This window comes from Vitreimonas flagellata (assembly GCF_004634425.1).
In the GTDB taxonomy this organism is placed as follows: Bacteria; Pseudomonadota; Alphaproteobacteria; order Caulobacterales; family Aquidulcibacteraceae; genus Vitreimonas; species Vitreimonas flagellata.
In genome coordinates, this window is sequence record NZ_SBJL01000001.1 from 341,778 (window position 1) to 367,535 (window position 25,758).

The following is a 25,758-nucleotide window of genomic DNA, read 5'->3' on the forward strand; positions in this document are numbered from 1 at the left end:
TCAGCCGTTCGGGCAAGGCGACGCTTTAGCTGCGTCGCCGCTCGGCGCGCTCGCGCACTTCATTGCCGGCGAACGTCACGATGTCCGTGGCGCGCTGGTAGGAAGGCGTGTTGCGCGGCAGTGTGCGGCGCGCGCGTTCGGCGAAATTGAGCGCGGAGCTGTAATCGCCAATGGCGAAATTCTGCTCTGCCGAAGCGAGTTCCGCCAAGCCTTGCTCGCCGCGCAGATCGCGCGCTTGCGCCAACTCGCGCCAAGCGAAAGCGTTGTCCGGCTCGCGCGAGACCACTTGGCTGAGGATCGTCACCGCCTCGTCAGCGCCTTCACGCTCGTGTGCGGCGACCAAGGCGCGGGCGAGGTTCACTTGCAGCAGCGGCTGGTTCGGCAGCAACTCAAGCGAGCGGCGGTGATAGGCGATCGATTCTTCGGCGCGGCCATTTTCGAACAGGATTTGGCCCATCAGCTCTTGATAATAGGGATTGGCGGGATCAGCCGCGATCAGCGCGTCAAGTTCTGTGCGCGCGCGCGGCAAATCGGAAACCCGATAATAAGCCACGGCGCGCGCGTAGCGTGCGAACTCTGATGTATCGCGTAGCGGATAGCGCGCGAGCGTTTGGCCTTGCGATTGGATGAAGCCGACAAGCTTGGCCTGCATGAATTGGAAGCGGCGCAGATTGTCCGGCGTATCGACAACCTCGCGATGCGCGCCCGTTTCGACGCGCCGGCGCAGCGCTTCGACGCGGTCCGATGAATAGGGGTGGGTCATCATGTAGGGCGGCATGCGGCGCGTCATGAATTCATACGGACGCATGTTGCGGTTGAAAAAGGTGATGAGGCCGCGGCCGGATTGACCCGAGCGCTCAAGGAAGTCCGCGCCGGCTTGGTCGGCGGCCGATTCTTGCACTTGCGTGTGACGCACGAAGTTCGACATCGCAAATTGCTGCGAGCCGGCAATCAACGCCGCACCCGCTTGCGGCGCGCCTGCAGCCATCGCCAACACGCCCAAGCCAATCGAGATCAGCATCGGGCCCATGGCTTGGCCCATCGCTTCGCGCGAACGCGCCAAGTGGCCGCCCGAGATGTGGCCGGTTTCGTGCGCGAGCACGCCAATAATCTCGTTCGGATTCTCAGCGGCCATGATGAGGCCGGTGTGCACGAAGATGTTCTGACCGCCGGAGACGAACGCGTTCACGCTCGAGTCGTTGACGATATAGATCTTCACGTCGTTCGGATTGAGCCCCGCCGCTTCGAGCAGAGGGTTCGTATAGACTCGGAGCGTGTCCTCGATTTCGGCGTCTCGGATCAGGCCTTGGGCCGACGCCTGGTTCGGCCAGGCGATGATCGCCAAAGCCGCGAGCGCGACGAATGCGCCGCCAGCGTTACGAGCGAATGCGGACGCCAATTTCGCGAGCATGCTCGCTCCTTCGATCTGATCAGCCTGTCCCCCGCCGCCACGATTTGAAAACCGTTTGCGGCGGGAACAAGGCTTACCGCTAAAGCGGCGTATGGCCGCCTATTTCTTCGACCAGCGAGAGAGCCGCGAGAAGAATTTGTCGCGACGCTCCTGGTCCGGTTCGTAAGTCGGCGCTTCGGCGACAGCCGCCGCCGGCTCAAACGCCGGTTCCGGCTCCGGCGCGGGCACGGGCGCTTCGACGACCGCGGGCGGGGGCGTTGCTTCAGCGGCCTCGATCACCGCCGGGTGCACGATGATCTCGGCCTCCGGCGCGTTTTCGACAACAGCGTCAGACTGCGCGGGTGCGTTGCGTTGGCGTTCGGCACGCTCTGGGCGCTCGCCACGTTCCGGGCGTTCCGGCCGCGGCGTGAGATGCTTCAGATCGGCGCTGACGAAATCCAGCCATTCGCCGCCGTCCACTTCATAGACGCGTCGGCCACGGCCACGACCGCGGCGACGGCGTTTGCCGTTGCGGCCACGCTCATTGCGATCGCCACGCTCTTCGCGTGCGGCTGCAGGGCGCGCGTCGGCGACCTCCGCGTTCTCTTCGCGTGGCGCATCGCCGTCTTCGCCTTCGCGACGACGACGTCCGCCACGGCGGCCACGACGGCGGCGACCACGGCGCTCGCTGTCGCTGTCAGCATCGCCATCGGTCTCGCCGACGGCGGCTGTGCGTTCAGATTCTTCTTCGTCTTCGGGCTCGTCCGCCGCGATCGCAGCGTCGGCCTCTTCTTCGGCCACTTCGACAGGGCGGCGTCCGCCGCCACGACGAGGCTGTTCCTGGACTTCGGCCTCTTCGTCGCCGTACGCGCCGGCGCCGATATTGATCTCGAAATCGCCCGCGTGCATTTCCGAGGCCGCGATGATGCGCACGCGCACCTTGTTGGCGTCCTCGATCGCGCCGAGCGTTTCGCGCTTTTCGTTCAGCAGATAGAGCGCGACATCGGTAGCCGTGCGGACTTCGATTTCGCGGTGCTTCTGCTTAGCGGACGCCTCATCGAGTGCGCGCATGATCGCCAGCGCCGCGGATTCGATAGAACGCGTGCGGCCAGTGCCTTGGCAATGTTCGCAGACATGGCTGGTGCCTTCGAGCACACCGGTGCGACGGCGTTGGCGCGAGAGCTCAAGCAGACCAAATCCGCTGATCTTGCCCATTTGCACGCGGGCGCGATCAAAACGGAGGTTGTCCTTCATGCGCTTCTCTACGGCGCGGTCGTTCTTCGACTCCTCCATATCGATGAAGTCGATCACGACGAGGCCGGCGAGATCGCGCAGACGCATTTGGCGCGCGGCTTCGTCGGCCGCTTCCAAATTGGTTTTGACCGCCGTTTGCTCGATATTGCGTTCGCGCGTGGCGCGGCCGGAGTTCACGTCGATGGCGACGAGTGCTTCGGTTTGGTTGATGACGATATAGCCGCCGCTCTTCAACGTCACGATCGGGGAATAGATCGATTCAAGCTGCTTCTCGACGCCAAGCTTGGCGAAGATTGGCGTTGTATCTTTCCAGAGCTGCACGCGCTTGGCGTGGCTCGGCATCAGCATGCGGATGAAGTCTTTGGCTTCCTTGTAGGCGGCTTCGCCGTCGACATGGATGTCCTCGACGTCTTTGTCGTAGAGGTCGCGGATCGCGCGCTTTACCAGCGAGCTTTCCTCGTAGATCAGGGCCGGCGCCACGGACTTCATCGTGTCGTCGCGGATGGTTTCCCAGGCGCGCGAGAGATATTCGTAATCGCGCTTGATTTCCGTCTTCGTGCGCTTGGCGCCCGCGGTGCGGATGATCAGGCCTTGGCCTTGCGGCACTTCGAGTTCTTGCGCGATCTTCTTCAGGCGCTTGCGGTCCGTCGCTTGCGTGATCTTGCGCGAGATGCCGCCGCCACGACCCGTATTCGGCATCAGCACGCAATAGCGGCCCGCGAGCGACAGATACGTGGTGAGTGCGGCGCCTTTGTTGCCGCGCTCTTCTTTCACCACTTGGATCAGCATGATCTGACGGCGGCGAATGACTTCTTGAATCTTGTAACGGCGCGTCAGGATACGACGGCGGCGCTCGTCGCGCGCCTCATCGTCCTCTTCCTCGTTTTCGCTTTCTTCTTCCGCCTTCGCCAGCTCGGCCTTGATGGCCTCCTGGTCGTCGTGCGGGATCGCGTAATAATCGGGGTGGATTTCCGAGAAGGCGAGGAAGCCGTGGCGATTGCCGCCGTACTCAACGAAGGCAGCCTGCAGCGACGGCTCAACGCGCGTCACCTTGGCGAGATAGATATTGCCTCTGAGTTGTTTCTTGCTGGCGACCTCGAAATCAAAATCTTCAACGCGGTTTCCGTCGAGCACCGCGACCCGAGTTTCCTCGGGATGCGCGGCGTCGATCAACATTTTCTTGGCCATGGAGGGCTCCGTGGGCGTCGCGCGTGCAGGCCCGCTGGCGACCGAAAACGGCCGGGCGAGGGGCGGCGAAGCGACGCGAGATGTGTGAGAGAAGGCCCACGCGCGCGTTCGGGCGAGCGACGGCCCGGAGGCCGTCGGCTGCCAGATTAAACGCACTGCGGGTCATATAGTGCTCCGAACTGGCGCCGCCCGAGGGGAGGCGCTTACGCTCCGGTGATGGGACGCACGTCTTGAGGCCGGGGTCGGGCGCTGGTGAAAGCGCGCCGCGGGCCAGACGCCGATCCGCTTAGCGGGAGCGCGCCGGGCGCTGCTCGGGGACGCTCCCCGTCTGCGCACGCGACGATGAGGCACCATGCATGATTTGAATTTGGAAAGAAAGCGTGACGGTCGGCTCATTCCGCATGGGATTTAAGCGTGCGCGCGCCTTGGGCGCCGGTAATCGCTGGCGGCGTCGCCACGGGCGGCGGAGACGCTGCATCGGGTGTGTGGTTAGCGTGGGATTCACCTTCCCTTTCAACTGGATAGCAAGCCGTTTGCAGTAGTTTAGGCTACTCATGGACGTTACTCGTCGTCACCTCGCCCTCGGCGGCCTGACTTTGCTCGGCGCACAGGCCGTCTCCGGCCGCGCCTGGGCGGACGCCCCTGCGGCCGTGCGCGGCGTGCTGGTGCAGGAGAGCGGTGCGGCTTCGCGCGTGACCGTGGCGCTCGATCGCCTGGCTGAGGCTAGGACATTTTTCCTATCCGCGCCGGACCGATTTGTGATCGACTTGGCCAATTCGCGCCTCGCTCTAGCGGGCCGCGGCGAAGGGCCGGGCGCTGGCGTGGTCCGCCGCTACCGGTATGCGCAGCGCCCCGATGGGATTTCGCGCCTCGTGCTCGATTTGGAAGCGCCGGCGAGCGTGGTCCGCCAAGAACTCGGCAGCCGCCGTGCTCCTGAACTCAGCTTTGACATCGCGCCGAACGCGCCGATGGCGGTCGCCGCCAGCGCTGCGCGCCGCGAAACCAATGGCCGCAATGCGCGCCGCCGCACGATTGTCATCGATCCGGGACATGGCGGGCGCGATCCAGGCGCCATCGGCGTGACAGGCGTGCGCGAGAAGGACGTGGTGCTGGACGCCGCCTTGAAGCTACGTGACGCCCTGGAAAGCCGTGGCCGCTACCACGTTTTGCTCACCCGGGACGCCGATCGCTACGTCGAACATGCCGATCGCGTGCAATATGCCCGCGCCCAGCACGCCGATCTCTTCATCTCGATCCACGCGGATTCCAATTCAAACCGCGAGGCCGCTGGAGCCTCTGTCTATACGCTTTCCGAGCGTGGAGCGGCGCGCGCGCAGGGTATGATGGCGTCGCAGAATTGGGATGTGGATTTGGGCGATGCGCCGCGTAACGGCGTGGTGGGCGACATCCTGGTCGATCTCACTCAGCGCGAGACGACCAATCGTTCCGCACAATTTGCACAGACCGTCATCCCGCAGCTCCGCCAGGTCGCGCCTCTGCTGCGAAATACCCACCGCAACGCTGGTTATTTCGTGCTCTTGGCCCCGGATGTGCCGGCGGTGCTGATCGAAACCGGGTTCTTGTCGAACGTGGCGGATGAGCGGCGCCTGTCCCAGCCACGGGAACGCGAGGCGATGGCCGAGGCCATGGCGCGGGCGGTGGACACCTATTTCATCGGTCCACAAATGTACGCGGCGCGCGCCTAAAATCAGCGCGAATCTTAAGCTAGCTGGGCTAGGCTGCGGCCTGTCCGCTCCGAGCCATACTCGCGCCGCATTGGCGCGCGAGGCCGGCGCGAACTGATCTAATAGCGCGCAGAAGCGGGGCGCCATGTCGCGAACTGAACGGTACCGAGACGAGTATGACGACGACCGCGATTATCGCGGCCGCGACGATTATCGCGAACCTCGGGGCGGCGGCTGGCTGCGTAAGGCGCTTGTCGGGCTTGGCATTTTCGCTGGTGTTTCAGCGCTTGCCGTTGTCGGCTTTCTGATCGCGGCGCTGCAGGGCTTGCCCTCGCTCGCTGACCTTCAAGATTATCAGCCGCCGGTGACGAGCCGCGTCCACGCCGGCGATGGCGCGCTGGTGGCGGAGTTCGCTGACGAGCAGCGCGTCTTCGTTCCGATCGAACAAATTCCAGATCACGTGAAGAACGCGTTCGTCGCGGTTGAAGATGCGCGCTTCTTCGAACACTCGGGCCTCGATTATCAGGGGTTGGCGCGCGCTGTGCTGCGCATCCCGCTCGATGTCATCCAAGGCCGCCGCATCCAGGGCGCGTCGACGATCACGCAACAAGTCGCCGGCAACATGCTGACCGGCCGCGCTGCGGAATGCTCCGGCGGCATTGGCGGCGTGTTCTGCGCGGTGTGGACGAAGCTGCGTGAAGGTTTGGTGGCGCAACGCATCGAGCGTGTGCTCGATAAGGACCGCATCCTTGAGCTCTATCTGAACCAGATTTATCTCGGCAACCGCGCCTACGGCGTCGCTGCGGCTTCGCTCAACTATTTCGACAAGCCACTCTCTGAGCTCACCGTGTCGGAAGCGGCGTATCTCGCCATCCTGCCGAAGGGCCCAGCAAATTATCAACTGCCGCGCAATCGCGAGCGCGCTATCGATCGGCGCAATTATGCGATCTCGCGCATGGTCGAGCGTGGCTACATTACTGAGGAAGTCGCCGCTGAAGCGCGTGCGGCCGATCTGGTGACCACGAACCGCTTGGCCGGCGATGAATTCGTCGCGGCCTCGTATTTCGTGGAAGAAATCCGCCGCCAAGTCGAAAACCAATATGGCGCCGACGCGCTGTTGCGCGGTGGTCTCTCGATCCGTTCGACCATCGATACGCGCCTGCAATTGGCGGCGGCGCGCGCGTTGCGCGCAGGCCTTGAAGATTACGATCGCCGCCACGATTGGCGCGGCCCCATTGGTCGCGGCGACGCCAGCGGCGATGTCGCGGCGCAATTGAGCGAAGCACGCCGGCCGCCGTCCTTGTCGAATTGGCGCCGTGCGATGGTTACGCGCGTGGCTTCGGGCGCGATCACGGTGACGGATGACGCCGGCGAGAGCGGGCGTCTCACGGACAACGATGCCCAATGGGCCGCGCAAGGTGGACGGCGCGACGCTGATCGCCGTTTGACGGCGGGCGCGATCGTTTACGTTACGCGCAATTCTAACGGCCGCTACGCGTTGCGCCAGGTGCCGGAAATCCAAGGTGCGCTCGTCGCAATGGATCCGCACACAGGCCGCGTGCTGGCGATGGTTGGCGGTTATTCGCTGGATGACGCCAACGGTTTGAACCGCGCGACGCAGGCGCAGCGCCAGCCGGGTTCGTCGTTCAAGCCGATCGTCTACGCGGCGGCGCTCGATTTTGGCCTGACGCCCGCGACGTTGGTCGATGACGGCCCGCTCGCGATCGAAGCGGGCGACGGCACCAATTGGTCGCCGGAAAACTATACGCGGGAATTCTATGGTCCGACGACGTTGCGTCGTGGCTTGGAATTGTCCCGCAACGCGATGACGGCGCGCGTGGCCTACGAAATGGGCCCAGAGCGCGTGCTACAATACGGCCAACGCCTCGGCATTTATGGCGACAACACGCAAGCTGTGTTCTCGTTGGCGTTGGGCGCCGGCGAAACCACCGTCATGCGCATGACCACCGCGTACGGCATGTTCGTGAACGGCGGGCGGCGCATTCAGCCGATCATCATCGACCGTATCCAAGATCGCACCGGGCGCTCTGTGTTCCGCCGCGATCAACGCGAATGCCCGAATTGCAACGCCGAATGGGCGCGTCAGCGCGCGCCGACGTTGCCGGATACGCGCGAACAAGTGCTCGATCCGGTCACGGCCTATCAGATCGTCTCGATGGCTGAGGGCGTGGTTTTGCGCGGCACGGGCACGAGCATCGCCGCACTCGGCTTCCCGCTGGGCGGCAAGACCGGCACAACCAATGACTATAAAGACGCGTGGTTTATCGGCTTCTCCCCGGACCTCGTGGTGGGTGTCTGGGCGGGCTTCGATACGCCGCGCGACATGGGCGAGGGCGAGACCGGCGGGCGGATCTCGGCGCCGATCTTCCGCGACTTCATGCGCGAAGCGCTGCGCGACACGCCGCCGACGCCGTTCCGCATTCCTTCGGGCGTGCGCCTGGTACGGATCGACGCGATGACTGGTCTGCTGCCAAACGCGGCGACGACGACCACGATCCTCGAAGCGTTCCGGCCGGATACGGAGCCAACGCGCGATGTGGCGTCCTCGCCCTTCGTGTTCGGCGGCACCGATCCGATCGATCCGCGCGCGCTCTCAAGCCTCACCGGCGAAGCGCCCCGCGTGGATGCGCCGCGTCAGGAAGAATCCGAGGATCTGGGCGGACTCTACTAAGATTGGACTGGAGGAGGACGCTTTCACAGCGGCCCTCCTTCGCCTATCTAAGCCCCTCAGATTCAGAGGGACTTCCAGAATGCGCGCTGACATCGTCGCTTTGGCCGATCAAATCGAAACCGCCGTGGGCTTGCTCCGGAGGCGTCTTTGACTGGGAACCGTCCCAAGTCAGATTAGATGAATTGAACGCGCTCTCGGAGCGCGCCGATTTCTGGAACGACCCTGAAAAAGCGCAGAAGCTCATGCGCGAGCGCAACAAGCTCGACGCCGGCATGAGTGCGATCATCTCGCTCGAACGCGATCTGCGGGACTCGCTTGAACTTGCCGAGATGGCCGAGGCGGAAGGCGATGCGTCGCTGGTCGATGAAGCGCACGCGACGCTGAAGAAGGTGCAAGAGCGCGCCGCAAAGGCCGAGTTGGAAGCGCTGCTCTCCGGCGAAGCTGACGGCAACGACGCCTACATCGAAATCAATTCCGGCGCCGGCGGCACAGAGAGCCAGGATTGGGCGTCGATGTTGCTGCGCATGTATATGCGCTGGGCGAACGCGCGCGGTTTCAAAGTTGAGCTGCTTGAAGAGCAAGCGGGCGATACCGCCGGCATCAAATCGGCGACGATTTTGGTGCAGGGCGAGAACGCTTACGGCTGGCTGAAGACCGAAGGCGGCGTGCATCGCTTGGTGCGCATCAGCCCGTACGATTCAAACGCACGCCGGCACACGTCGTTTGCGAGTGCGTGGGTCTATCCGAAGATCGACGACACGATTGAGGTCGAAATTCTCGACAAGGACGTGCGCACGGATACCTACCGCGCCTCGGGCGCCGGTGGTCAGCACGTCAACAAAACGGACTCGGCCGTGCGCCTGACGCACATTCCAACGGGCATCGTCGTGGCGTGCCAGGCCGAACGCTCGCAGCACAAGAACCGCGCGGCCGCGTGGGACATGCTGCGCGCGCGCATCTACGAAGCGGAACTGCAGAAGCGTGAAGCAGCGGCCCAGCAGCTCGCCGACAGCAAAACCGAAATCGGCTGGGGCCGGCAAATTCGTTCATACGTGTTGCAGCCGTATCAGATGGTCAAAGATCTACGTACAGGCGTCGAAACCTCAGACACGCAAGGCGTGCTCGACGGCGATCTCGATCAATTCATGGCGGCCTCACTCGCGGCGCGTGTGGCCGGCGCCGGCCACGCCGAGATCGCGGACATCGACTGATCTTGGACCGCTGGCGTCCTCGCCGACGCGATGCTTCAGCGTGAACCGACGGCGCAGAATGAAATAGTCTCGCCGGCGGGGACGCCGGCGGTCCAAGACAAAGAAAAGGGCCCGGCTTTTGGCCGGGCCTTTTGAGTTTGTATTCCAACCCAAATCAAAACTAGCTGGACGCGCCCGTCACGATGACGCCCGACACCATGCGGTCGTCGCTCGAGGGCTCGCCGAAGACCGAATTGCCGCCGCCGAAGTTCGACGCGGCAGGGCGCTCAGAAACAATCTGCGGCGACGCGGGCGCGCCGGGGCCAGATTGCGAAAGCGGATCTTGCAGATAACGGCACTGGCCTTCAAACACCGCGCCCATCTCAACAGAGAGCGATTGGTGGACGATGTCGCCCAGCACGTGGGCGTTGCGGGCCAGCATGACCTTACGCGCGCGCACCGAACCTTCGACGCGGCCGTGCACGGTGACGCTTTCAGACACCACGTCACCCTTCACCATGCCGGTGTCGCCGACAGTGAGCGAGCCGCCGCGGACGTTGCCTTCAATCTCGCCGTCGATCTGAAGCTCGGCGCCATCGGCGTCGATGGTGCCGGTGATCTTCACACCGTTCGCAATGATCGAAACAATTCCAGCTCGGCTCACGGGTTGCCTACGTTGTTGCACAGGATCAGGAAGCGCCGGCACATTCGACTCCGTAGGTCTACCCTTGTTCGTGAACATGCCGTCCTGCCCTCAGAAAGTTGATTGGATCAACAGGACGGCCACGGAACCACACTTCGTAGTGCAGGTGAGTGGCGGTGCTGCGACCCGTGCTACCCATCGACCCAACGCGTTGGCCAATCGCTACGCGCTCGCCACGCTGGACCTGGATATCGCGCAAATGTGCGTACCGAGTCTTAAAGCCGTGGCCGTGATCGATCTCGACCGTATAGCCATAGCCAGAGCGGGTGCCAGCGAACACAACAGTGCCCGGTGAGGTCGCCACGACCGGCGCGCGCTCGAACGCCGCCATGTCCAGACCCGCGTGGAACGTCGGGCGGCCAGTGAACGGATCGATGCGTTGGCCATAACCTGAGGTTTCGCGGGAATCGACTGCCACCGGCACAGCCAGCGGGGTCGAGTTCGCAATGTCCGCCATGCGGCGGGACTCGGTGACGCGCGCGGCCACTTGCGTGACGCGCTCGGCGAAGGCGGGGTTCAGGCCGCTGTCGCGCAGATAGGCGACGAAATCTTGCGGCACGAGTGGGCCGCCCACTTCGGCGCCGGCCTCCGGGCCGGTCAGCGACGCCATCGACACACCGGTCATGCGCAGCACGCCGCGGACGTGCTCGGACCGCTCAACGACCTGGTCTTCCAGTTCGGAGAGGGTGCGCTCTTGCTCGGCCTCAAGGTTCTCAGCGCGGGCGCGGAAGCCTACGGTGGTAACCTGATACGGTTCGGACGTGATGGCGCGCGACTGGCGCGGTTCGGCCTCGTCGATCGAGGCGGCCATGATGATGCGGGCGCCGTCACGCTCGATCGGGCGGGTGGCCGCGAGTTGGATGCTGTCGCCGCCGGCATACTCGAGCAGTGAGCGTAGAACTTCGTGGCGGCTTTCGAAATCGGCCGTGGCGCGGTCGAACTGACGGGTGCGCTCTTCGAGGAGGGCCTGAGAGGCGGCGGCCTGGGCGCGGGACTCATTCAGCCAGCGGTCGTACTTGGCGCGTTCGCGCTCGACCTCGGAATTGCTTGCAGATTGCTGCGCGCCATCGAGTACGGTGTTGGTGGTCGCATAGACGCACCAGCCGGCAATGCCCACGGCGCCAAGCGCCAGAAGAGCTTGCTTGCTCGGAGAAAGAGATACGTAGCGAACAGAACCACCGCTCCGGTGATAGATCTGCCGCTCCGGGAATACACGATCGAAGAACGCCTTAGCGCGCGATCCGAACTCGCTCATGGTCCGCCACCGCCCATTAACCGAGACAAAGTTTACGTTAGCCCCACCAACAATTTGACTGAACAGGAAACCCTCTCGAATTGCAACAGGGGCAGGCTGGGGTTTACTGGAATTTCAGGGTGTTTAACGCGGCGCCTGTCAAATCCGCGCCAAATAAGGGTTAATGACGCAAAACTTGGGCAGAAACGTCAGCCAGCCTTAACTTCTTTCAAGACGTCTTCCACATGTCCGGGCACCCGGACCTTCCGCCAGACCTTCGCAATCTTGCCCTTTGAGTCGATCAGGAAGGTGGCGCGCTCGATGCCCATGAATTTGCGGCCGTAGAGCGTTTTCTCGCCCCAAACGCCGTACGCCTCGGTGACGGCGCCGTCTTCGTCGGAAGCGAGCGTTACACTTAGCCCATGTTTGGCCGCGAACTTGTCATGCTTGGCGACTGTATCTCGCGATACGCCAATAATCTCGGTCTTCGCGGCTGCGAAAGCCTTCGCCTTTTCAGTGAAGCTTAGTGCTTCTTGGGTACAACCCGGTGTGTCGTCTTTTGGATAGAAATAGAGGACGACGCGCTTGCCCTTGAGGCCAGCCAAGCTGACGCGCCCGCCCCCGGCCGTCGGCATATTGAATGGGGGTGCGGGGTCGCCGGGTTTGAGTTCCTTCGCCATTGACCGTCTCCAGGCGCGCGGCGCCGCCGTTGCGCGCTGCAACGGTGCTGGAAACGTGCTTTGCGTCAACTCGGCAGAGCACGCTAGACAGGTTCGAGGGGCGTCGGAGATGTGGCGATGATACGCCGCTCGACGCTGATTGCTGTCGAGATTTTGCTCGGACTGGTCGCAGCGCTTGCGATCGGCGTAGGGATCGCTTGGTGGCGGCTCTCGCAAGGCCCGATCGATCTCGGCTTCATTCGGCAACAGGTTCAGTCCGAACTGAGTGCGGCGCGCTCGGGCCGGCCCGTGGGGCTGGAGCGGGCCGAGCTTGGCTTGAGCCCGCGCGGCGGCCTCGAAATCCGCGCTGTCGGCATCACGATTGAGGACGGGCGCGGTGGCGTGCTCTCGCGCTCGGACGAAGCGCGTCTTGAGTTGGCCGTACTGCCGCTGTTGATCGGGCGCGTGCAACTGGCCCGCGCCGATTTCGACGGCGGCGAATTGAGCATCGCCCGCAAGCTCGACGGGGCCGTGCACATCGCGTTTGGCCCAGAAGGCACGCCCGCGGACATCATCATTCCGCCGCCGCCCTTGGGTGAGACCTTGGAAGAGCGCGTCGGGCGCATGCTCGACGGTTTGGAGGCGACATTCCGTCCGGTTGGCGCAGGCGGCGGTTTGCGCGGGCTTTCGCTGCACAACGCAAATCTCGTCGTGGTCGACGATGCTGGCGGCGGGCGTTGGACCGCGCAGGGCGCCAATCTCGAACTGGCGCGTCGCGGCCGCACGCTTGAACTCAGCGCCGACGCGCGGCTCGAAGGCGATCGCGGCGCAGCACCCGCAAGTTTCCGCGTCACCACCGACACCCGCTTCCAAAGCGCCGTCGTCGAATTCGGCGCCGAGAATGTCTACCCGCGCGCGGTATTCTCCGAAGCGGCGCTGGGGCCTTTCGCCGGGCTCAACGCACCGCTGACGACACAAATCTCAATTGGCCTTGATCGTGGCGCCGGCGTGAACCGGTTTGAAGGCGAAGCCACGATCGGGCGCGGCCAGGCCGACATGGGCGGCGGTCGCTTCGATCTCGCCGGCGGGACGCTGCGCGGGCGCTACGATATCGAAAGCGACGAACTCATTATCGATCAACTCGCGCTGAACGGCGCGCGCACGCGCGTTGGCGGTGAGATCCGCTTGCGCGATGTTTCGGCGATCTTCCGCGCGGCGCCGAACGAAGAAGCGCCGTTCAATGTCTCGCTGCCGTCGCTCTCGCTCGATGTGCCGGGCACGTTCGAGCAGCCGATCGCGTTCCGCAATGTGCAGGCGCGGGGCGCGGTTTCAGGATCGCAGCGCTCGATCCGTTTCACGCGCCTGCATGCTGAAACGGGCGAGGCTGTCGTTGAGGGCACTGGCCGGCTCTATTGGGCGGAGGCGGGCGAAGGCGAGAACCGGCGCGTGCGCCCCGGCTTCGAATTGAACGCGACAGTGGCCGGCGTGCTCGATGCGCGCGTGGTTACGCAAGTCTGGCCGATGGGCCTAGGCGAGAGCGCGCGGTCGTGGTTGTCGCGCGCGGTGCGCAGCGGTCGCGTGACCGATGTCGTCGCGCGGCTGGACATTCGCCCGTCGGATTTGGCGGCCGAGGCGTTCCGCAACGATGCAGTGGATGTCCGCTTCAACGTGGCTGACGCGGAGCTGCAATTCCTGAGCACGATGTCTTCGGTGACGAACGCGCGCGGCGCCGGCGTGCTGCGCGGCAACCGCTTTGACATGAACGTGCCGGAAGCGCGCATCAACGGACTTGTGGTCACCAATGGCGTGGTCGAGATTCCGCAATTCAAACCGCGCGGCGCCTTGGCGACCATTTCCGGACGCGCCGACGGCGACGCGCGGCGCGTGCTGGAAATCTTGAATCAAGAACCGCTGTCGCTCGGCGAGCGCCTGCCTATCGATGCGGCGAGTGCGACGGGCCGTGCGAGCGTGAATCTGCGGCTGCAGCGGCCGATGCTAAGCGAAGTGCCGTTCGAGCAGTGGCGCTTCACATTGGATGGCCAAATTCGCGACTTCGCCGGCAATATGACGACGCGGCGCATAGCGCTAAGCCAGGGCCAATTGCAAATCCGCGGCGATCAGCGCGCGATCACGGTGAGCGGCCCGATCCGCGCGGGTTCGTCGCAAATTGAGCAGGTGCGCTGGACGGAACATTTGAATCGCCGAGGCCGCGCCTCGTCCGAGTACCAAATCTCCGGCACTTTCGATGCGAACGATTTGGAGCGTTTGGGCTATTCGATCGCGCAATATGCGGAAGGTCGCGTTGACGTCACCGTCACCGGCGAAGGCCGCGGCTTCGACATCGACCAGGCGCAGATCGAGGTCAATCTCACGCAGGCGGCGGTTGAATCGCCCTGGCAATTCTGGACCAAGCGCGCAGGGCACGCCGCATCAGTGCGCTTCGTTGTCGAGCGCCAGGGCGATGGCGGGCTGTTGTTTAACAATCTGGACGCACGCGGCGCGGGGCTCCTTGCGCAAGGCCGTGTCCGGCTCGCGCGCGATAATCAGATCGCGGAAGTCGATCTCTCGCGCCTGGCGATCGAAGGTCGTTCTGATGCGCGCCTGAACGCGCTGCGCGCCCATGACGGCGGGCTCGACATAAATATCCGTGGCGCGTTGTTCGACGCCGCGCCTTTCATGGACGGTGAAGCCGAGCCGCCGGAATCGCGCGTGCAACGCACGGCTGCGGCGGCGACTGTTACTGCGACGCCGGAACCGCCGGTACGCGCCAACATCATCGTCGATCGCTTGAAGATGCGCGGCGACGCCACGCTCGGTAATGCGCGTGTGCAAGTCGTGACCCATCGCGGCGCGCTGCAAATGCTCACAGCGGAAGGCCGTTCGCCGAGCAATGGCGCGTTTTCGCTGGGGTTGGGCCCGCGTCCTGGTGACCCGCAGGGGCGCATCCGGTTGCGATCGGAAGACGCCGGCTTTGCCGTGGCGGCGCTCACGGGCGCGGACAACATTATTGGCGGCACGGCGTCCGCTGATGGCGATTGGCGCACCGGCCCGCCGAGCCAAGCGCGCTTCAATGTTGAGATGCGCGACTTCCAGGTGGTGCGTTTGCCGGCGATGGCGCGTTTGTTGTCGTCGGCAGGTTCGCTGACGGGCTTGGTCGACACACTCAATGGCGACGGCATCGGCTTCAGCGTGTTCGAAGCGCAGATGGTCTATGCCAACGAGCGCATCACCTTCACCGAAGGCCGTATGACAGGGCCGTCGATGGGCCTCACTGGCGCGGGCGCCTATAACATCGAGCGCGATGATCTCGATGTAGATGGCGTCGTGGCGCCGTCGCCGATGTTGAACCTCTCGATGCTTGGCGAAATTCCGGTGATCGGCGATCTCTTGGTGTCGCGTCGTGGCGAGGGCGTGTTTGGCATGACCTATTCGATCAATGGCCCGGCAGCGCAGCCACGCGTCGGCGTGAACCCGGTGTCAGCGCTCACGCCGGGCATTCTGCGCCGCATCTTCGAGCCTGTGACGCCGCGCGATACGGGCGGCGGTCACTCGTTCACGCCGGATGCGCCGCCCGAAGGCAGCGCACCGCCGGAAGCACTTGCGCCAGCAGCCTCCGCGCCGTCGCCAGCGGAAACGCCAGCGTCGGTCACGCAGAACACGCAACCGGCGCCAGACAGCGAAACCGCGTCACTGCCTTGATTAGCCCACGCGCAGCAGCGCGTGCTTCTTCTTACCGAGTGAGAGCTTAATCGCACCGTCGACCAGATCGGCCGTGCTGATCGTCGCCGTTTCATCCGTGACGGCCTGGTCGTTCACGCGCAATGCGCCGGCGGCGATGTGGCGCTTGGCTTCGCCGTTCGACGCCACAAGCTCCGCGCGTTGAAAAGCGGCGCCGATGCGCAGGCCTTGTGCGAGTTCGTCATTGGTGACGTTGAACGTCGGCAGGTTTTCCGACGTCACGCCTTTGACGAACGTATCGTGCGCGGCTTGTTCAGCCTTCAACGCTTCGTCGCGGCTGTGCAGCAGCGCCGTCGCTTCGGTGGCGAGAACTTTCTTTGCGTCGTTGATCTCGGCGCCTTTCAGCGCTTCGAGGCGCGCAATCTCATCGAGCGGCAGATCGGTGAAAATCTTTAGGAACCGGCCAACGTCGGCGTCCTCGCTATTGCGCCAGAATTGCCAATATTCGTAAGGGCTCACCATGTCGGCATTGAGCCAGACGGCGCCTTGCGCGGTCTTGCCCATCTTGGCGCCGCTGGCGGTGGTGATCAGCGGTTGCGTCAGACCGAAGAGTTCGAAGCCCTCCATGCGGCGCCCGAGCTCGACGCCGTTGATGATGTTGCCCCATTGATCGGAGCCGCCCATTTGCAGCGAGCAATTGTAGCGCTTCTTCAGCTCCACGAAGTCGTAAGCTTGCAAGATCATGTAATTGAACTCGATGAAGCTCATCGGCTGCTCGCGCTCGAGGCGGAGCTTCACGGAATCCATCGAGAGCATACGGTTGACGCTCATGTGGCGGCCGACCGTGCGCAGGAAGTCGAGGTAATTGAGCGGCATCAGCCATTCGGAATTGTCGACGAGGATGGCGTCGCTCTCGCCCTCGCCGAAGCTCAAGAATTTCTGAAACGTGCCGCGGATCGAATTGGTGTTTTTGACGATCTGCTCTTCGGAGAGCATCTGGCGAATCTCGTCCTTGCCGGAAGGATCGCCCACGCGCGTGGTGCCGCCGCCGAGCAGCACGATCGGCTTGCCGCCAGCTTGCTGCAGCCGGCGCAGGTACATGATCTGGGTGAGGTTGCCGACGTGCAGCGAGGGCGCCGTCATGTCGAAACCGATATAGCCCGTCACGCCCTGCGCGGCCGCCTTATCCAGCCCTTCGAGATCGGTGCATTGGTGAAACTGCCCGCGCGCAGTGACGCTGCGCAGGAAGTCGGATTTCAGATGGGCATGGTCGGCGGTCACGAGATGGGCTCCTGGGGATGTATTGGAGGCCGGGACCGTCTCTTGTCGAGGGCACGTTCCGGCCATTTGGGGCGGACGTGCAGATGCGCGCCGCTCGCTTAAGCCTGCGAGCGGCAATAAAGCGGGGTGAGGGTCGGGCGGCGCGACATGGAGCGGCTTGCTAGCGGCGCGTGCGGGCTTTCGTCAAGCGGACGCCCGCGCTGAAAGATTTTCGCGATTATTAAGCCTCGTTGGTGCAGGAGAGGGCGATGCGCTTGGGCCTGACGCCTCATCCCGACTTTCCCGCTGACGCGATCACCGCGCTGGAGGTCGAGATCGCGCGTGCTGGGCCGGAGCGGCTTGAGCTGGTTTATCGCGTGCGCGGGGACATCGCCGGCTTACTCGTGCCGGCGACGGCCGACGCCGAGCGCACGGATGGCTTGTGGGCGTCGACCTGTTTTGAATTGTTCGCGAAGCCCGCCGGCGGCGAGGCCTATTGCGAATTCAATTTTGCACCCTCGTCGCAATGGGCAGCGTATGCGTTTGATGAATATCGCGCTGGGATGCGAGAATTGGCGTTGGAGACGCCAGCGATTGATATGTTGGCGACCGATGATGCGTTTGAGTTGCGCGTCGCTGTCGAGGCGTCAGCGTTGCGCGCGGGTGCGCATATGGCGGTGACGGCTGTGGTTGAAGAAGCAAGCGGCGCAAGGTCCTATTGGTCGGTGCGGCATGCGCCCGGCAAACCAGACTTTCATCACGCGGAAAGCTTCGCGATTGAAGCGCCGGCGAACGAGGTGGGTGAATGACGATCAGTTTTCAGGTCGATGACGCGATCCGCAAAGTCGCGCAGGGCTACGCCAACGACACGGTGCGGTTCGCGCTCCAGCACCACCATGTCGATCTCGACGGCACGGACAACAGCATCCAATTGCTGGAGCCTATGTTCACGCATCTCGACGAGGATCGCGCACGCGAGGCGCCTTCGATCGAGCGCATCGGCGAATTCTCGAAGATGTTCGGCTCCTATGTCGGCGAAGTGTATCGCCAGAACCACGGCGCCCAATGGGGGCTGGTGACTTGGCGCGGCGAGACATTTCCGGGGCTCAAAGCGAGCAATGGAAAGATTTTCTGGCCATGGGGTCGCGTGCAATTGCGGCTGACCGCCGGGCCCAGCCAAAACCTGTGGCCGTATTATCAGGGCTTGATCGCCGGGGACGAAGCGCAATGAAATTTGGCATCGATCGTCTGCTGGAAGATGCGAGCCTGCGTGCGCCGCTCGTGGGCAAACGTGTGGCCTTGGTGGCGCATCCGGCGTCAGTGACGCGCGATCTCACGCACTCGCTTGATGCGCTGGCTGCGCTCGGCGACATCCGCGTCACCGCCGCGTTCGGTCCGCAGCACGGCATGCGCGGCGAGAAGCAGGACAATATGGTCGAGAGCGCGGATTACACCGATCCGCGCCACGGTGTGCCGGTGTTCTCGCTCTACGGCGACGTGCGCCGCCCGTCCGGTCAGATGATGTCGACTTTCGATGTCGTGTTGATCGATTTGCAAGACCTCGGCTGCCGCATCTACACGTTCATCACCACGCTGCTTTACATGCTTGAAGCCGCGGCTGAGCACGGAAAGGAAGTGTGGGTGCTCGATCGACCAAATCCGGCAGGACGCCCGATCGAAGGGCTCACGTTGCGCGCGGGTTGGGAGAGCTTTGTCGGGGCTGGTCCAATGCCGATGCGCCATGGCCTGACGCTTGGCGAATTGGGCTTTTGGTTTATCGAGCATTTCAAGCTCAACGTGCCGTATCGCGTGATCGAGATGGAGGGCTACAAGCCCGACGCCGCGCCTGGCTTCGGTTGGCCGATTGGCGAGCGCACGTGGGTCAACCCGTCGCCGAATGCGCCGAACCTTTGGATGGCGCGCGCGTATGCGGGCACGGTGATGCTGGAGGGCGCGACGCTTTCAGAGGGTCGCGGCACGACGCGGCCGCTCGAAATTTTCGGCGCGCCGGACATTGATGGCCGCTTGGTGATCGAAGAGATGCGCAAGCTTGCGCCGCACTGGCTAAGGGGTTGCGTGCTGCGCGAGTGCTTCTTTGAGCCGACGTTCCACAAGCACGTGAAGCAGCTCTGCAGCGGTGTGCAGATCCACACCGAAGATCCCGCGCACTACAATCACGACGCGTTCAAGCCGTGGCGCGTCCAAGCGCTCGCGTTCAAGGCGATCCGCAATCTCTATCCGAGCTACGATCTCTGGCGTGATTTTCCGTACGAGTACGCGTTCGGCAAATTGCCGATCGATGTGATTAACGGCTCGCCGCTCTTGCGCGAATGGGTGGACGATTCAAACGCCACGCCCGCCGATCTCGACGCGCTCACGCTGCCCGACGAACGCGCCTGGGCGGCGGAGCGCGCAAAGCATCTGCTCTATTAAAACCAGCCCTTCTTCTTTTTCTTTTCAGGCTCTGGCGCCGGTGCTGGCGGCGGAGGCGCTGCTGCGCGCTGTGGCTCGGGCGCGCGCGCGGCTTGCGGTGCGGGCTGTGGCGCCGGTTGCGGTGCGGCTGGACGCGGCGCCGGGGCGGCGCCTTGCGTAGCCATCTTGTCCATGCCGATCTTTATCTGCTCTTGGATTTGCGGCGGGAACGGCGTCGGGCGCGGATCGTCCTGACGCGCCGGTCGTGTCTGACGCGGCCCCAATTTATCAGCAAACCACATGATCGATCCCCTCTCGTTGCGGGGGCGCATCATGCTGAGCGCAGCGCTGGATGCAAGCGCTTAGCGCGGCGCGCGCTTGGCCAGGATGCGCTGCAGGGTGCGGCGGTGCATGTTGAGACGTCGGGCCGTCTCGCTGACATTGTGGCCGCAGAGTTCGTACACGCGCTGGATATGCTCCCAACGAATGCGGTCGGCCGACATCGGGTTTTCCGGCGGCTCCGGGCGGTCGTCGGGCGCCGCGAGCAGGGCTTTGACGATGTCCTCGGGGTCGGCCGGCTTGGCGAGATAATCGATCGCGCCAGCCTTGACGGCGGCGACAGCGGTGGCGATGGCGCCGTAGCCGGTGAGGATCACGACGCGGCAATCGGCGCGGTGACGCGAGAGTGCTTCGACAACCGAAAGGCCCGAGCCATCCTCAAGACGAAGATCGAGCACAGCGTAGGCGGGCGGCGTCTTCGCGGCGACATCGCTTGCTTCAGCGACCGTGGCGACGGCGTTCACTTCAAAGCCGCGCTGCTCAAGCGCGCGGGCAAGACGCGTGCGAAACGCAGCGTCGTCATCGAGGATCAAAAGCGTCTTTTCCCCTTCGAGGGGTGCGGCCAGTGTCATTTGGATTTCCAGCTCCGATGTCTCTGTATTTAGAGCATTTCGCGCCAGATCAAAGCGCTGGCGCTTCAATTGATGCACGTGGCCATACCGCCTTAACCAATGCCCCTTGGTTCGGGAGCTTGAGATTGCGCACCTCCAGCTTGGCGCCCGTGCGCTCTAGCAGCGTTTTCGAGATGAAAAAGCCAAGGCCTAGGCCGCCCGCCATACCTTCATGGTCGCGTTCGGTGAGGTAAGGCTCGCCGATGCGGCCAAGGATCGCGGGTGAGAAGCCGGGGCCGTCGTCGCGGATGAGGATGCTGAGTTCGTCGGCCGTCCAACTGGCTTCGAGATCGACGCGCGCGCGAGCGAAGCCCACCGCGTTTTCGATGAAGCCACCGAGCGCGTGCACGATCTCCGGCATCCGCCGTACTTCAAGTGGGCCGTCGCCTTCGGCGGTGATGACAATCTCGGCGCCAAGGCCTTCGTGCGGAGAGGCGGCTTCTTCCAGCAGCGCACGCACCGGCGCACGCTGGATCATCACATCGCCCTGTTCACGATTGGCCGAGAGTTGGGCAAGGATGGCGCGACAGCGTTCGCTCTGCGAGGCGAGCAATTGGAAATCCTCGATGCGCGGATCGCCGGGCGGCGCCTCGCGCGCGAGCTCCTTAGCGACGAGGTGGATGGTGGCGAGCGGGGTGCCCAGTTCGTGCGCCGCCGCAGCGGCGAGACCGCCCAGAGCCGAAAGCGTTTGTTCGCGCGCCAATACGGCTTGCACCGCGGCGAGCGCGATGTTCAGGCGCTCTTCTTCGGCGGCCACGCGCCACGCGTAAACGCTGGTGAAGCCTAGGCCGATCAGCACGGCGGCGGCGATGCCCATTTGGTAGAGCGCCGGCAATTCGAACACTTCGCCGTTCGGCCACGGCAGCGGCAGGCGCCACACGCCAATCGCGCCGATGCACGCAAATGAAAGCGCTGCGAGCATCGCCGTAAGCGACGGGCGCAGGATGGTGGCTGATACCGCGACCGGCGCCACGAACAAAAACACGAAAGGATTTTGCAGGCCGCCTGTCAGCGCCAGCAGCACGGCAAGCTGCACGACGTCGTAGCCTAGCTGCGCTGCTGCTTCCCATTCGAGCGCCAATTCCTGTGAACGGCGCGCGGCGATAAGGCCGAGATTTATGGCGATGGAGACGCCGATCGCGGTCAGCGCCCAACCGATCGGAAAGTCGACTTCAAGCCCGTAGCGCACGAACAGCACCGCAGCGATCTGGCCGAGGATGGCCAGCCAGCGAAGCAGGATCAGGGTGCGGACACGCACGCGGCTGGTGGCCGTCCAAAAACTGGGGACGGGGGCCGGGGCGGGGCGGGTTTCGGAAAGCGACATGCCCCCTCATGCGCCGGAAAACCCTGCGTCGCCAAGGGTGAGCCGAATTACCACAGTTCATGCGCTATTGATTCTGCGAAGCAATAGCAATACGAGCGGCGTTGGCCGTGAGTGAGGGAGTAGGTTGATGCGAATTTTGTGGGGGAGCTCAGCGCTCGCTTTGGCTTTGGGACTAGCGGCGGCCGGCGGCGCCAGCGCGCTGGAGGCCGAAGAGCGCCAGTACGCGGAAGCGGACATCACGGTGACAGCGATCCGCCGCCCGGCGGAGGTGTTCGAAGTGCCGAACGTCGTGACGGTAATCGACGCTGAGGAGATCGAAGAAAACCTCGCCACCGACATCAAAGACCTGATCCGGTTCGAGCCGGGCGTCTCGGTCCCGACCTCGCCCTCGCGCTTTAGTGCGGCGCTGAGCGGCACGGGTCGTGACGGCAATTCGGGCTTCGTGATCCGCGGCATGGGCGGCAACCGCGTGCTTTTCCAAGTCGACGGCGTGCGCGTGCCGGATGGTTTCAGCTTTGGCCCGAACGCGTTCGGCCGTGGCGATTACGTCGATCTCGACTTGCTGCAATCGGTGGAAATCGTGCGCGGTCCGGGCTCGGCCATGTATGGCAGCGACGGCCTCGCTGGTGTGGTGAGCTTCATCACCCGCGACCCGAACGAATTCTTGGCCGAGGACGAGAATTTCGGCGCACGTGGCCGTGTCTCGTACGCCAGCGCTGACGATAGCTGGGCCGAGAACATCACCGTCGCCGGCCCCTTGAATGACCAATGGTCGGCCTTGCTGGCTTACACACGCCGCGACGGCCATGAGACGGAGAATCAAGGCGCGAACGATAGCTCCACATCGGCGCGCACAGTGCCGAACCCGCAAGACATCGAGTCCAATTCGGTGCTCGGGCGCATCGTCTTCGAGCCGAGCGACGCGCACCGCTTTCGCCTGACGGCCGATTACAGCGATCGCTTCATCGACACGGTGTCGCTGACTGGCCTGAGCGGCACGGTGATCGGTCTCACCGGCGAAGACGAGAGCGAACGCAATCGCGTCGCGCTCGACTACACCTTCGACAATCCAGGCGGCTTCATCGACAATCTATTTGTCTCAATTTACGCGCAAGAGAGCTGGCTGCGTCAGTTCACTTATGAAGATCGCACGCCCGCCGTCGATCGTACGCGCGAAACCACCTACGACACCGACGTAATCGGTTTCACCGCCCAGGCCGAGAGCGTGTTCGAAGGCCCGGTGCAGAACCGCTTCGTGTACGGCATCGATTATTCGCAGACGACGCAAGGCGCGATCCGCGGCGGCACGGCGCCGACGCCGCCGGCGACATTCCCGGAACGCCCGTTCCCGGAAACCGAATACGAGCGCGTCGGCCTGTTCGTGGTTGACGAAATCTCGTTGCTCGACGGCTCGCTGATGCTCTTCCCGTCGATCCGCTACGACGAATACGAACTGAATCCGCAAGCCGACGCGCTCTATCTGGGCGATCTCTCCGGCCAGAGCGATTCACACGTGTCGCCGAAGTTCGGCATCGTCGCGTGGCCGACTGAAAATTTCGGCGCGTTCTTCAATTACGCCACGGGCTTCAAGGCCCCGGCGCCAAGCGAAGTGAACAATTATTTCGAGAACCTCACGCTTGGCGCGTTTGGGCAGGCCTACACCTCGATCCCGAACCCGGATCTGACGCCGGAAACGAGCGAAGGCTTTGAAGTTGGTATTCGTGGCCGTGATTGGCGCGCGCTTGGCGCAGGCTGGGATTGGAGCGCCTTGGCGTTCGCCACCTTCTATGAGGATTTTATATCGCAGCAGATCGTCTCGGGCAGCGGCGCCGCTATCGATCCGTTTGTCTATCAATACGTCAATCTGAACGAAGTTGAGATCATGGGCGCGGAAGCGCGTGTGACGGCGACGTGGGAGCAAGGCGTATCGTTGAATTTCTCGGCGTCTTACGCGGATGGCGAGCAAGTCACGCCGGCCGGCCGCGCACCGCTGGAATCGATCGACCCGCTGAAGCTCGTGCTCGGCCTTGGCTACGATCATGAGAGCGGCGTGTGGGGCGGCCAAGCCATCGTCACTTACGCCGCGCGCAAGGATGACGAAGATGTCGCCGCGCCGCTGACGGCGTTCCGTCCAGACGCGTTCACGATCCTTGATCTGACCGCGTATTGGAACATCACCGACGCTGCGACCGTCCGCGCCGGCATCTTCAACGCCACCGACGAAACCTATTGGTGGTGGAACGACGCGCGCGGCTTGAGCGCCGCATCGACTGTTCGAGACGCCTACACTCAACCGGGTCGCAATTACTCGGTTTCACTTTCGTACCGCTTCTGAAGGAGGATCAGATGAGCATTCAATTCACGCGTCGCGCGTCCATTCTGGCTTTGGCCGGTGTGGGCGCGGCGGCGGCGACACCAGCCGCTTTCGCGCAATCGCGCGGCAGCGGCGTCGAGCGCGATCGCCAATCCATTTTGGCGATGGCGGGCGATTACAACGTGCACTTCGCGTTCAACGAGACCACGCCGTTCGTGGCGGACTACGAGCCGCTTGAGCCGAAAACCAGTGGTGGCTTCGAGAGCGTGCGCGTCGTCAGTGACGGCGGCGATTTCATCCAGCTGCAGCATCTGCTTGTCGTTTCGCACGAAGGCCAGAACTTCGTGATCAAGCATTGGCGTCAGGATTGGACGTACCAGCCGCGCAACGTGCTTATGTATTCGCAGCTCAATCGCTGGCGTTTGGAAAACGTCAGCAGCGCCGATCGTCGGGGCGCCTGGTCGCAAACGGTTTGGCAGACCGATGACTCTCCGCGCTATGGCGGCGTCGGTCATTGGGATTACGCGAACGGTCGCGCCATGTGGACGAGTGCGCCAGCGTTGCGTCCGCTCGCGCGTCGCGATGCGGTGCGCAATCCGCCGTACAATCGTTATCTCGGTATCAATCGCCACGCGCTGACGCCGACAGGCTGGGTGCATGAGCAGGACAACGAGAAGATCGGCGAACGCGATGGCCAGATTGCCGCCATTGTGCACGAGGACGTGGTCAACACGTATGACCGCTATTCCGATTACGAGATCGCTGCGGCGGATTCGTATTGGACCGCCACACAGGAATATTGGGCCGCCGTGCGCCAAGCATGGGACGAAGCGATCACACGCGGTCGTGGCGTTTACGTCGAAGAAGAAGCGCAGAACGGCGCCATCACCGGGCCGACCTTGATGGGTCTCGCCTCTCGCGTCCAAGATGGCGAAGTGCAAACCGCCGCCGCGGTCGCGGAGGCGCGCACCACGATCCAGCGGGCGACGCGCGTCGCTTAATGCCGGTTAAGGGCGACGATCATGGGCCCAAGCGCATGATTGTCGTCCCGCCGTCCGGTCTCGGGCTGCCAGAGGCTGGAGACTGTGCCGTCGAGAAAGAGCGCATCGGTGCAGCCGAGCTCATCGCGGAAGAAGCGGGCGAAGCGCCCGAACGACACGAAGCCCGAACTGATCACGAAATAGGCGGTGCGTGCATCGTGCACGCCGACGCCGTTGCGCACGTTGCGCGAGGTCCCGTCATCCGCAATGCGCGGATGCAGAGCGCCGTCGATTACAAGCATGGGCCCAGATTGCGTCGCCAGACGCGCAGCAGGGCGCGTCGCCGCGAATTCGTCGGACGTGTCGACATGCAGGGCGCCATCGTCGCTCTGCCAGAACACGCCGTTCGGCTTCAGATGAAAATTGCCGGGACCGTCGGTGAGGCTCAGCCGTTGCTCTTCGACGCCCTCACTCACGTAGAGGCCGATCGGCGCGCCGCGATCATTGTACATTCCCGCGTTCATCGCGAAGCGCACGCGCCGCGCGTCGCGACCGAGTGCAGCATCGAGCGCTTCGAAACTGCGCAGATAATGGCCGTCGGCATCTTGCGAGGCGAGCCGCAATTGGTGGCGAGACGCATCGATTGTGCAGACGATGAAGCGTGAACCTTCAAACTCGCGCCCGTCGCAGGCGCGGTCGTTGTCGCGATGGCGCAGTGCAACAAAAGTCACGAGCAGAGCGGCAATCGCCAGCGGCGCGGCGATGAGCGCGATGCGTTGGAAAAGCTTCATGCGCGCGCATCTGTGGCTGTTTTGTGCGCACGCACAAGCTTGGGCTGCGGCATT

The 25,758-nt window shown here is 63.7% G+C and carries 19 protein-coding genes; 9 read left to right on the forward strand and 10 right to left on the reverse strand.

The genetic code is table 11. The annotated features are described in order from the left end of the window. Positions 1 to 25 precede the first annotated feature (25 nt). Positions 26 to 1,411: a M48 family metalloprotease gene (locus tag EPJ54_RS01760; protein WP_135209950.1), complete on the reverse strand. Its 1,386-nt coding sequence runs from the start codon at positions 1,409 to 1,411 to the stop codon at positions 26 to 28. A 99-nt stretch (positions 1,412 to 1,510) separates the two neighbouring features. Continuing rightward, positions 1,511 to 3,832, reverse strand: coding sequence for an Rne/Rng family ribonuclease (locus tag EPJ54_RS01765; protein ID WP_135209951.1), 2,322 nt, complete (start codon positions 3,830 to 3,832; stop codon positions 1,511 to 1,513). A 554-nt stretch (positions 3,833 to 4,386) separates the two neighbouring features. Between EPJ54_RS01765 and EPJ54_RS01770 the strand changes: the two genes are divergently transcribed. The 3 genes from EPJ54_RS01770 (at position 4,387) to prfB (ending at position 9,420) form a co-directional block, all read left to right on the forward strand. Then, positions 4,387 to 5,538, forward strand: a complete 1,152-nt coding sequence (locus tag EPJ54_RS01770) for an N-acetylmuramoyl-L-alanine amidase (RefSeq protein ID WP_135209952.1) — start codon at positions 4,387 to 4,389, stop codon at positions 5,536 to 5,538. A 124-nt stretch (positions 5,539 to 5,662) separates the two neighbouring features. Continuing rightward, positions 5,663 to 8,209, forward strand: coding sequence for a penicillin-binding protein 1A (locus EPJ54_RS01775; RefSeq protein ID WP_135209953.1), 2,547 nt, complete (start codon positions 5,663 to 5,665; stop codon positions 8,207 to 8,209). Between the two features lie 79 nt (positions 8,210 to 8,288). After that, positions 8,289 to 9,420, forward strand: a protein-coding gene (gene prfB, locus EPJ54_RS01780) for a peptide chain release factor 2 (protein ID WP_135209954.1) whose coding sequence is annotated in 2 segments (ribosomal slippage) — positions 8,289 to 8,357 and positions 8,359 to 9,420 — 1,131 coding nt in all. Because the reading frame shifts where the segments join, the coding sequence is not laid out codon by codon here. A gap of 160 nt (positions 9,421 to 9,580) precedes the next feature. Here the strand turns inward: prfB and EPJ54_RS01785 are convergent. The 3 genes from EPJ54_RS01785 to bcp form a co-directional block, all read right to left on the reverse strand. After that, complete coding sequence (locus tag EPJ54_RS01785; protein ID WP_239590716.1) at positions 9,581 to 10,063, reverse strand: bactofilin family protein; 483 nt, start codon at positions 10,061 to 10,063, stop codon at positions 9,581 to 9,583. Positions 10,064 to 10,121: 58 nt separating this feature from the next. Further along, a complete protein-coding gene (locus EPJ54_RS01790) occupies positions 10,122 to 11,357 on the reverse strand; it encodes a M23 family metallopeptidase (protein WP_135209956.1) in 1,236 nt (411 codons plus the stop codon). 188 nt (positions 11,358 to 11,545) lie between these two features. Further along, entirely contained in the window at positions 11,546 to 12,016 is a 471-nt protein-coding gene (gene bcp, locus EPJ54_RS01795) for a thioredoxin-dependent thiol peroxidase (protein WP_135209957.1), read from the reverse strand. A 117-nt stretch (positions 12,017 to 12,133) separates the two neighbouring features. Between bcp and EPJ54_RS01800 the strand changes: the two genes are divergently transcribed. After that, positions 12,134 to 15,694, forward strand: a complete 3,561-nt coding sequence (locus tag EPJ54_RS01800; RefSeq protein WP_135209958.1) for a YhdP family protein — start codon at positions 12,134 to 12,136, stop codon at positions 15,692 to 15,694. Here the strand turns inward: EPJ54_RS01800 and tyrS are convergent, their stop codons facing one another. Then, entirely contained in the window at positions 15,695 to 16,954 is a 1,260-nt protein-coding gene (gene tyrS / locus EPJ54_RS01805; RefSeq protein WP_239590717.1) for a tyrosine--tRNA ligase, read from the reverse strand. It lies immediately after the preceding gene. A gap of 248 nt (positions 16,955 to 17,202) precedes the next feature. Between tyrS and EPJ54_RS01810 the strand changes: the two genes are divergently transcribed. Genes EPJ54_RS01810 through EPJ54_RS01820 form a run of 3 tightly spaced genes read left to right on the forward strand, consistent with a single transcriptional unit; the run spans position 17,203 to position 19,366 of the window. Further along, on the forward strand, positions 17,203 to 17,742 hold the full coding sequence (locus EPJ54_RS01810; RefSeq protein WP_135209960.1) for a DOMON-like domain-containing protein: 540 nt from the start codon (positions 17,203 to 17,205) through the stop codon (positions 17,740 to 17,742). Continuing rightward, positions 17,739 to 18,164, forward strand: coding sequence for a hypothetical protein (locus tag EPJ54_RS01815; RefSeq protein WP_135209961.1), 426 nt, complete (start codon positions 17,739 to 17,741; stop codon positions 18,162 to 18,164). Before EPJ54_RS01810 ends, EPJ54_RS01815 begins: the two co-directional genes overlap by 4 nt. Continuing rightward, the gene (locus EPJ54_RS01820; RefSeq protein WP_135209962.1) at positions 18,161 to 19,366 is read left to right on the forward strand and encodes an exo-beta-N-acetylmuramidase NamZ family protein; all 1,206 of its coding nucleotides are present in this window, start codon (positions 18,161 to 18,163) and stop codon (positions 19,364 to 19,366) included. The genes EPJ54_RS01815 and EPJ54_RS01820 overlap by 4 nt, the downstream gene beginning before the upstream one ends. On the opposite strand, the gene EPJ54_RS01825 is transcribed toward EPJ54_RS01820, so the two are convergent. From EPJ54_RS01825 to EPJ54_RS01835, 3 genes are read right to left on the reverse strand one after another with little or no spacing between them, the layout of a single operon-like run. After that, a complete protein-coding gene (locus EPJ54_RS01825; RefSeq protein ID WP_135209963.1) occupies positions 19,363 to 19,647 on the reverse strand; it encodes a hypothetical protein in 285 nt (94 codons plus the stop codon). The two genes, EPJ54_RS01820 and EPJ54_RS01825, sit on opposite strands and share 4 nt — an antisense overlap. 60 nt (positions 19,648 to 19,707) lie before the next feature. Then, the gene (locus EPJ54_RS01830; RefSeq protein ID WP_135209964.1) at positions 19,708 to 20,256 is read right to left on the reverse strand and encodes an ActR/PrrA/RegA family redox response regulator transcription factor; all 549 of its coding nucleotides are present in this window, start codon (positions 20,254 to 20,256) and stop codon (positions 19,708 to 19,710) included. A gap of 49 nt (positions 20,257 to 20,305) precedes the next feature. Then, the gene (locus EPJ54_RS01835) at positions 20,306 to 21,619 is read right to left on the reverse strand and encodes an ActS/PrrB/RegB family redox-sensitive histidine kinase (RefSeq protein ID WP_135209965.1); all 1,314 of its coding nucleotides are present in this window, start codon (positions 21,617 to 21,619) and stop codon (positions 20,306 to 20,308) included. 127 nt (positions 21,620 to 21,746) lie between these two features. On the opposite strand from EPJ54_RS01835, the gene EPJ54_RS01840 reads away from it, so the two are divergent. Next, positions 21,747 to 23,954 carry a TonB-dependent hemoglobin/transferrin/lactoferrin family receptor gene (locus tag EPJ54_RS01840; RefSeq protein ID WP_135209966.1) on the forward strand — a complete coding sequence of 736 codons (2,208 nt, stop codon included), beginning with the start codon at positions 21,747 to 21,749 and terminating at the stop codon, positions 23,952 to 23,954. An 11-nt stretch (positions 23,955 to 23,965) separates the two neighbouring features. Continuing rightward, complete coding sequence (locus EPJ54_RS01845; protein ID WP_135209967.1) at positions 23,966 to 24,934, forward strand: DUF6607 family protein; 969 nt, start codon at positions 23,966 to 23,968, stop codon at positions 24,932 to 24,934. Here EPJ54_RS01845 and EPJ54_RS01850 read toward each other — a convergent pair. Beyond that, entirely contained in the window at positions 24,931 to 25,704 is a 774-nt protein-coding gene (locus tag EPJ54_RS01850; RefSeq protein ID WP_135209968.1) for a phosphodiester glycosidase family protein, read from the reverse strand. The genes EPJ54_RS01845 and EPJ54_RS01850 overlap by 4 nt on opposite strands. Positions 25,705 to 25,758: the final 54 nt, after the last annotated feature.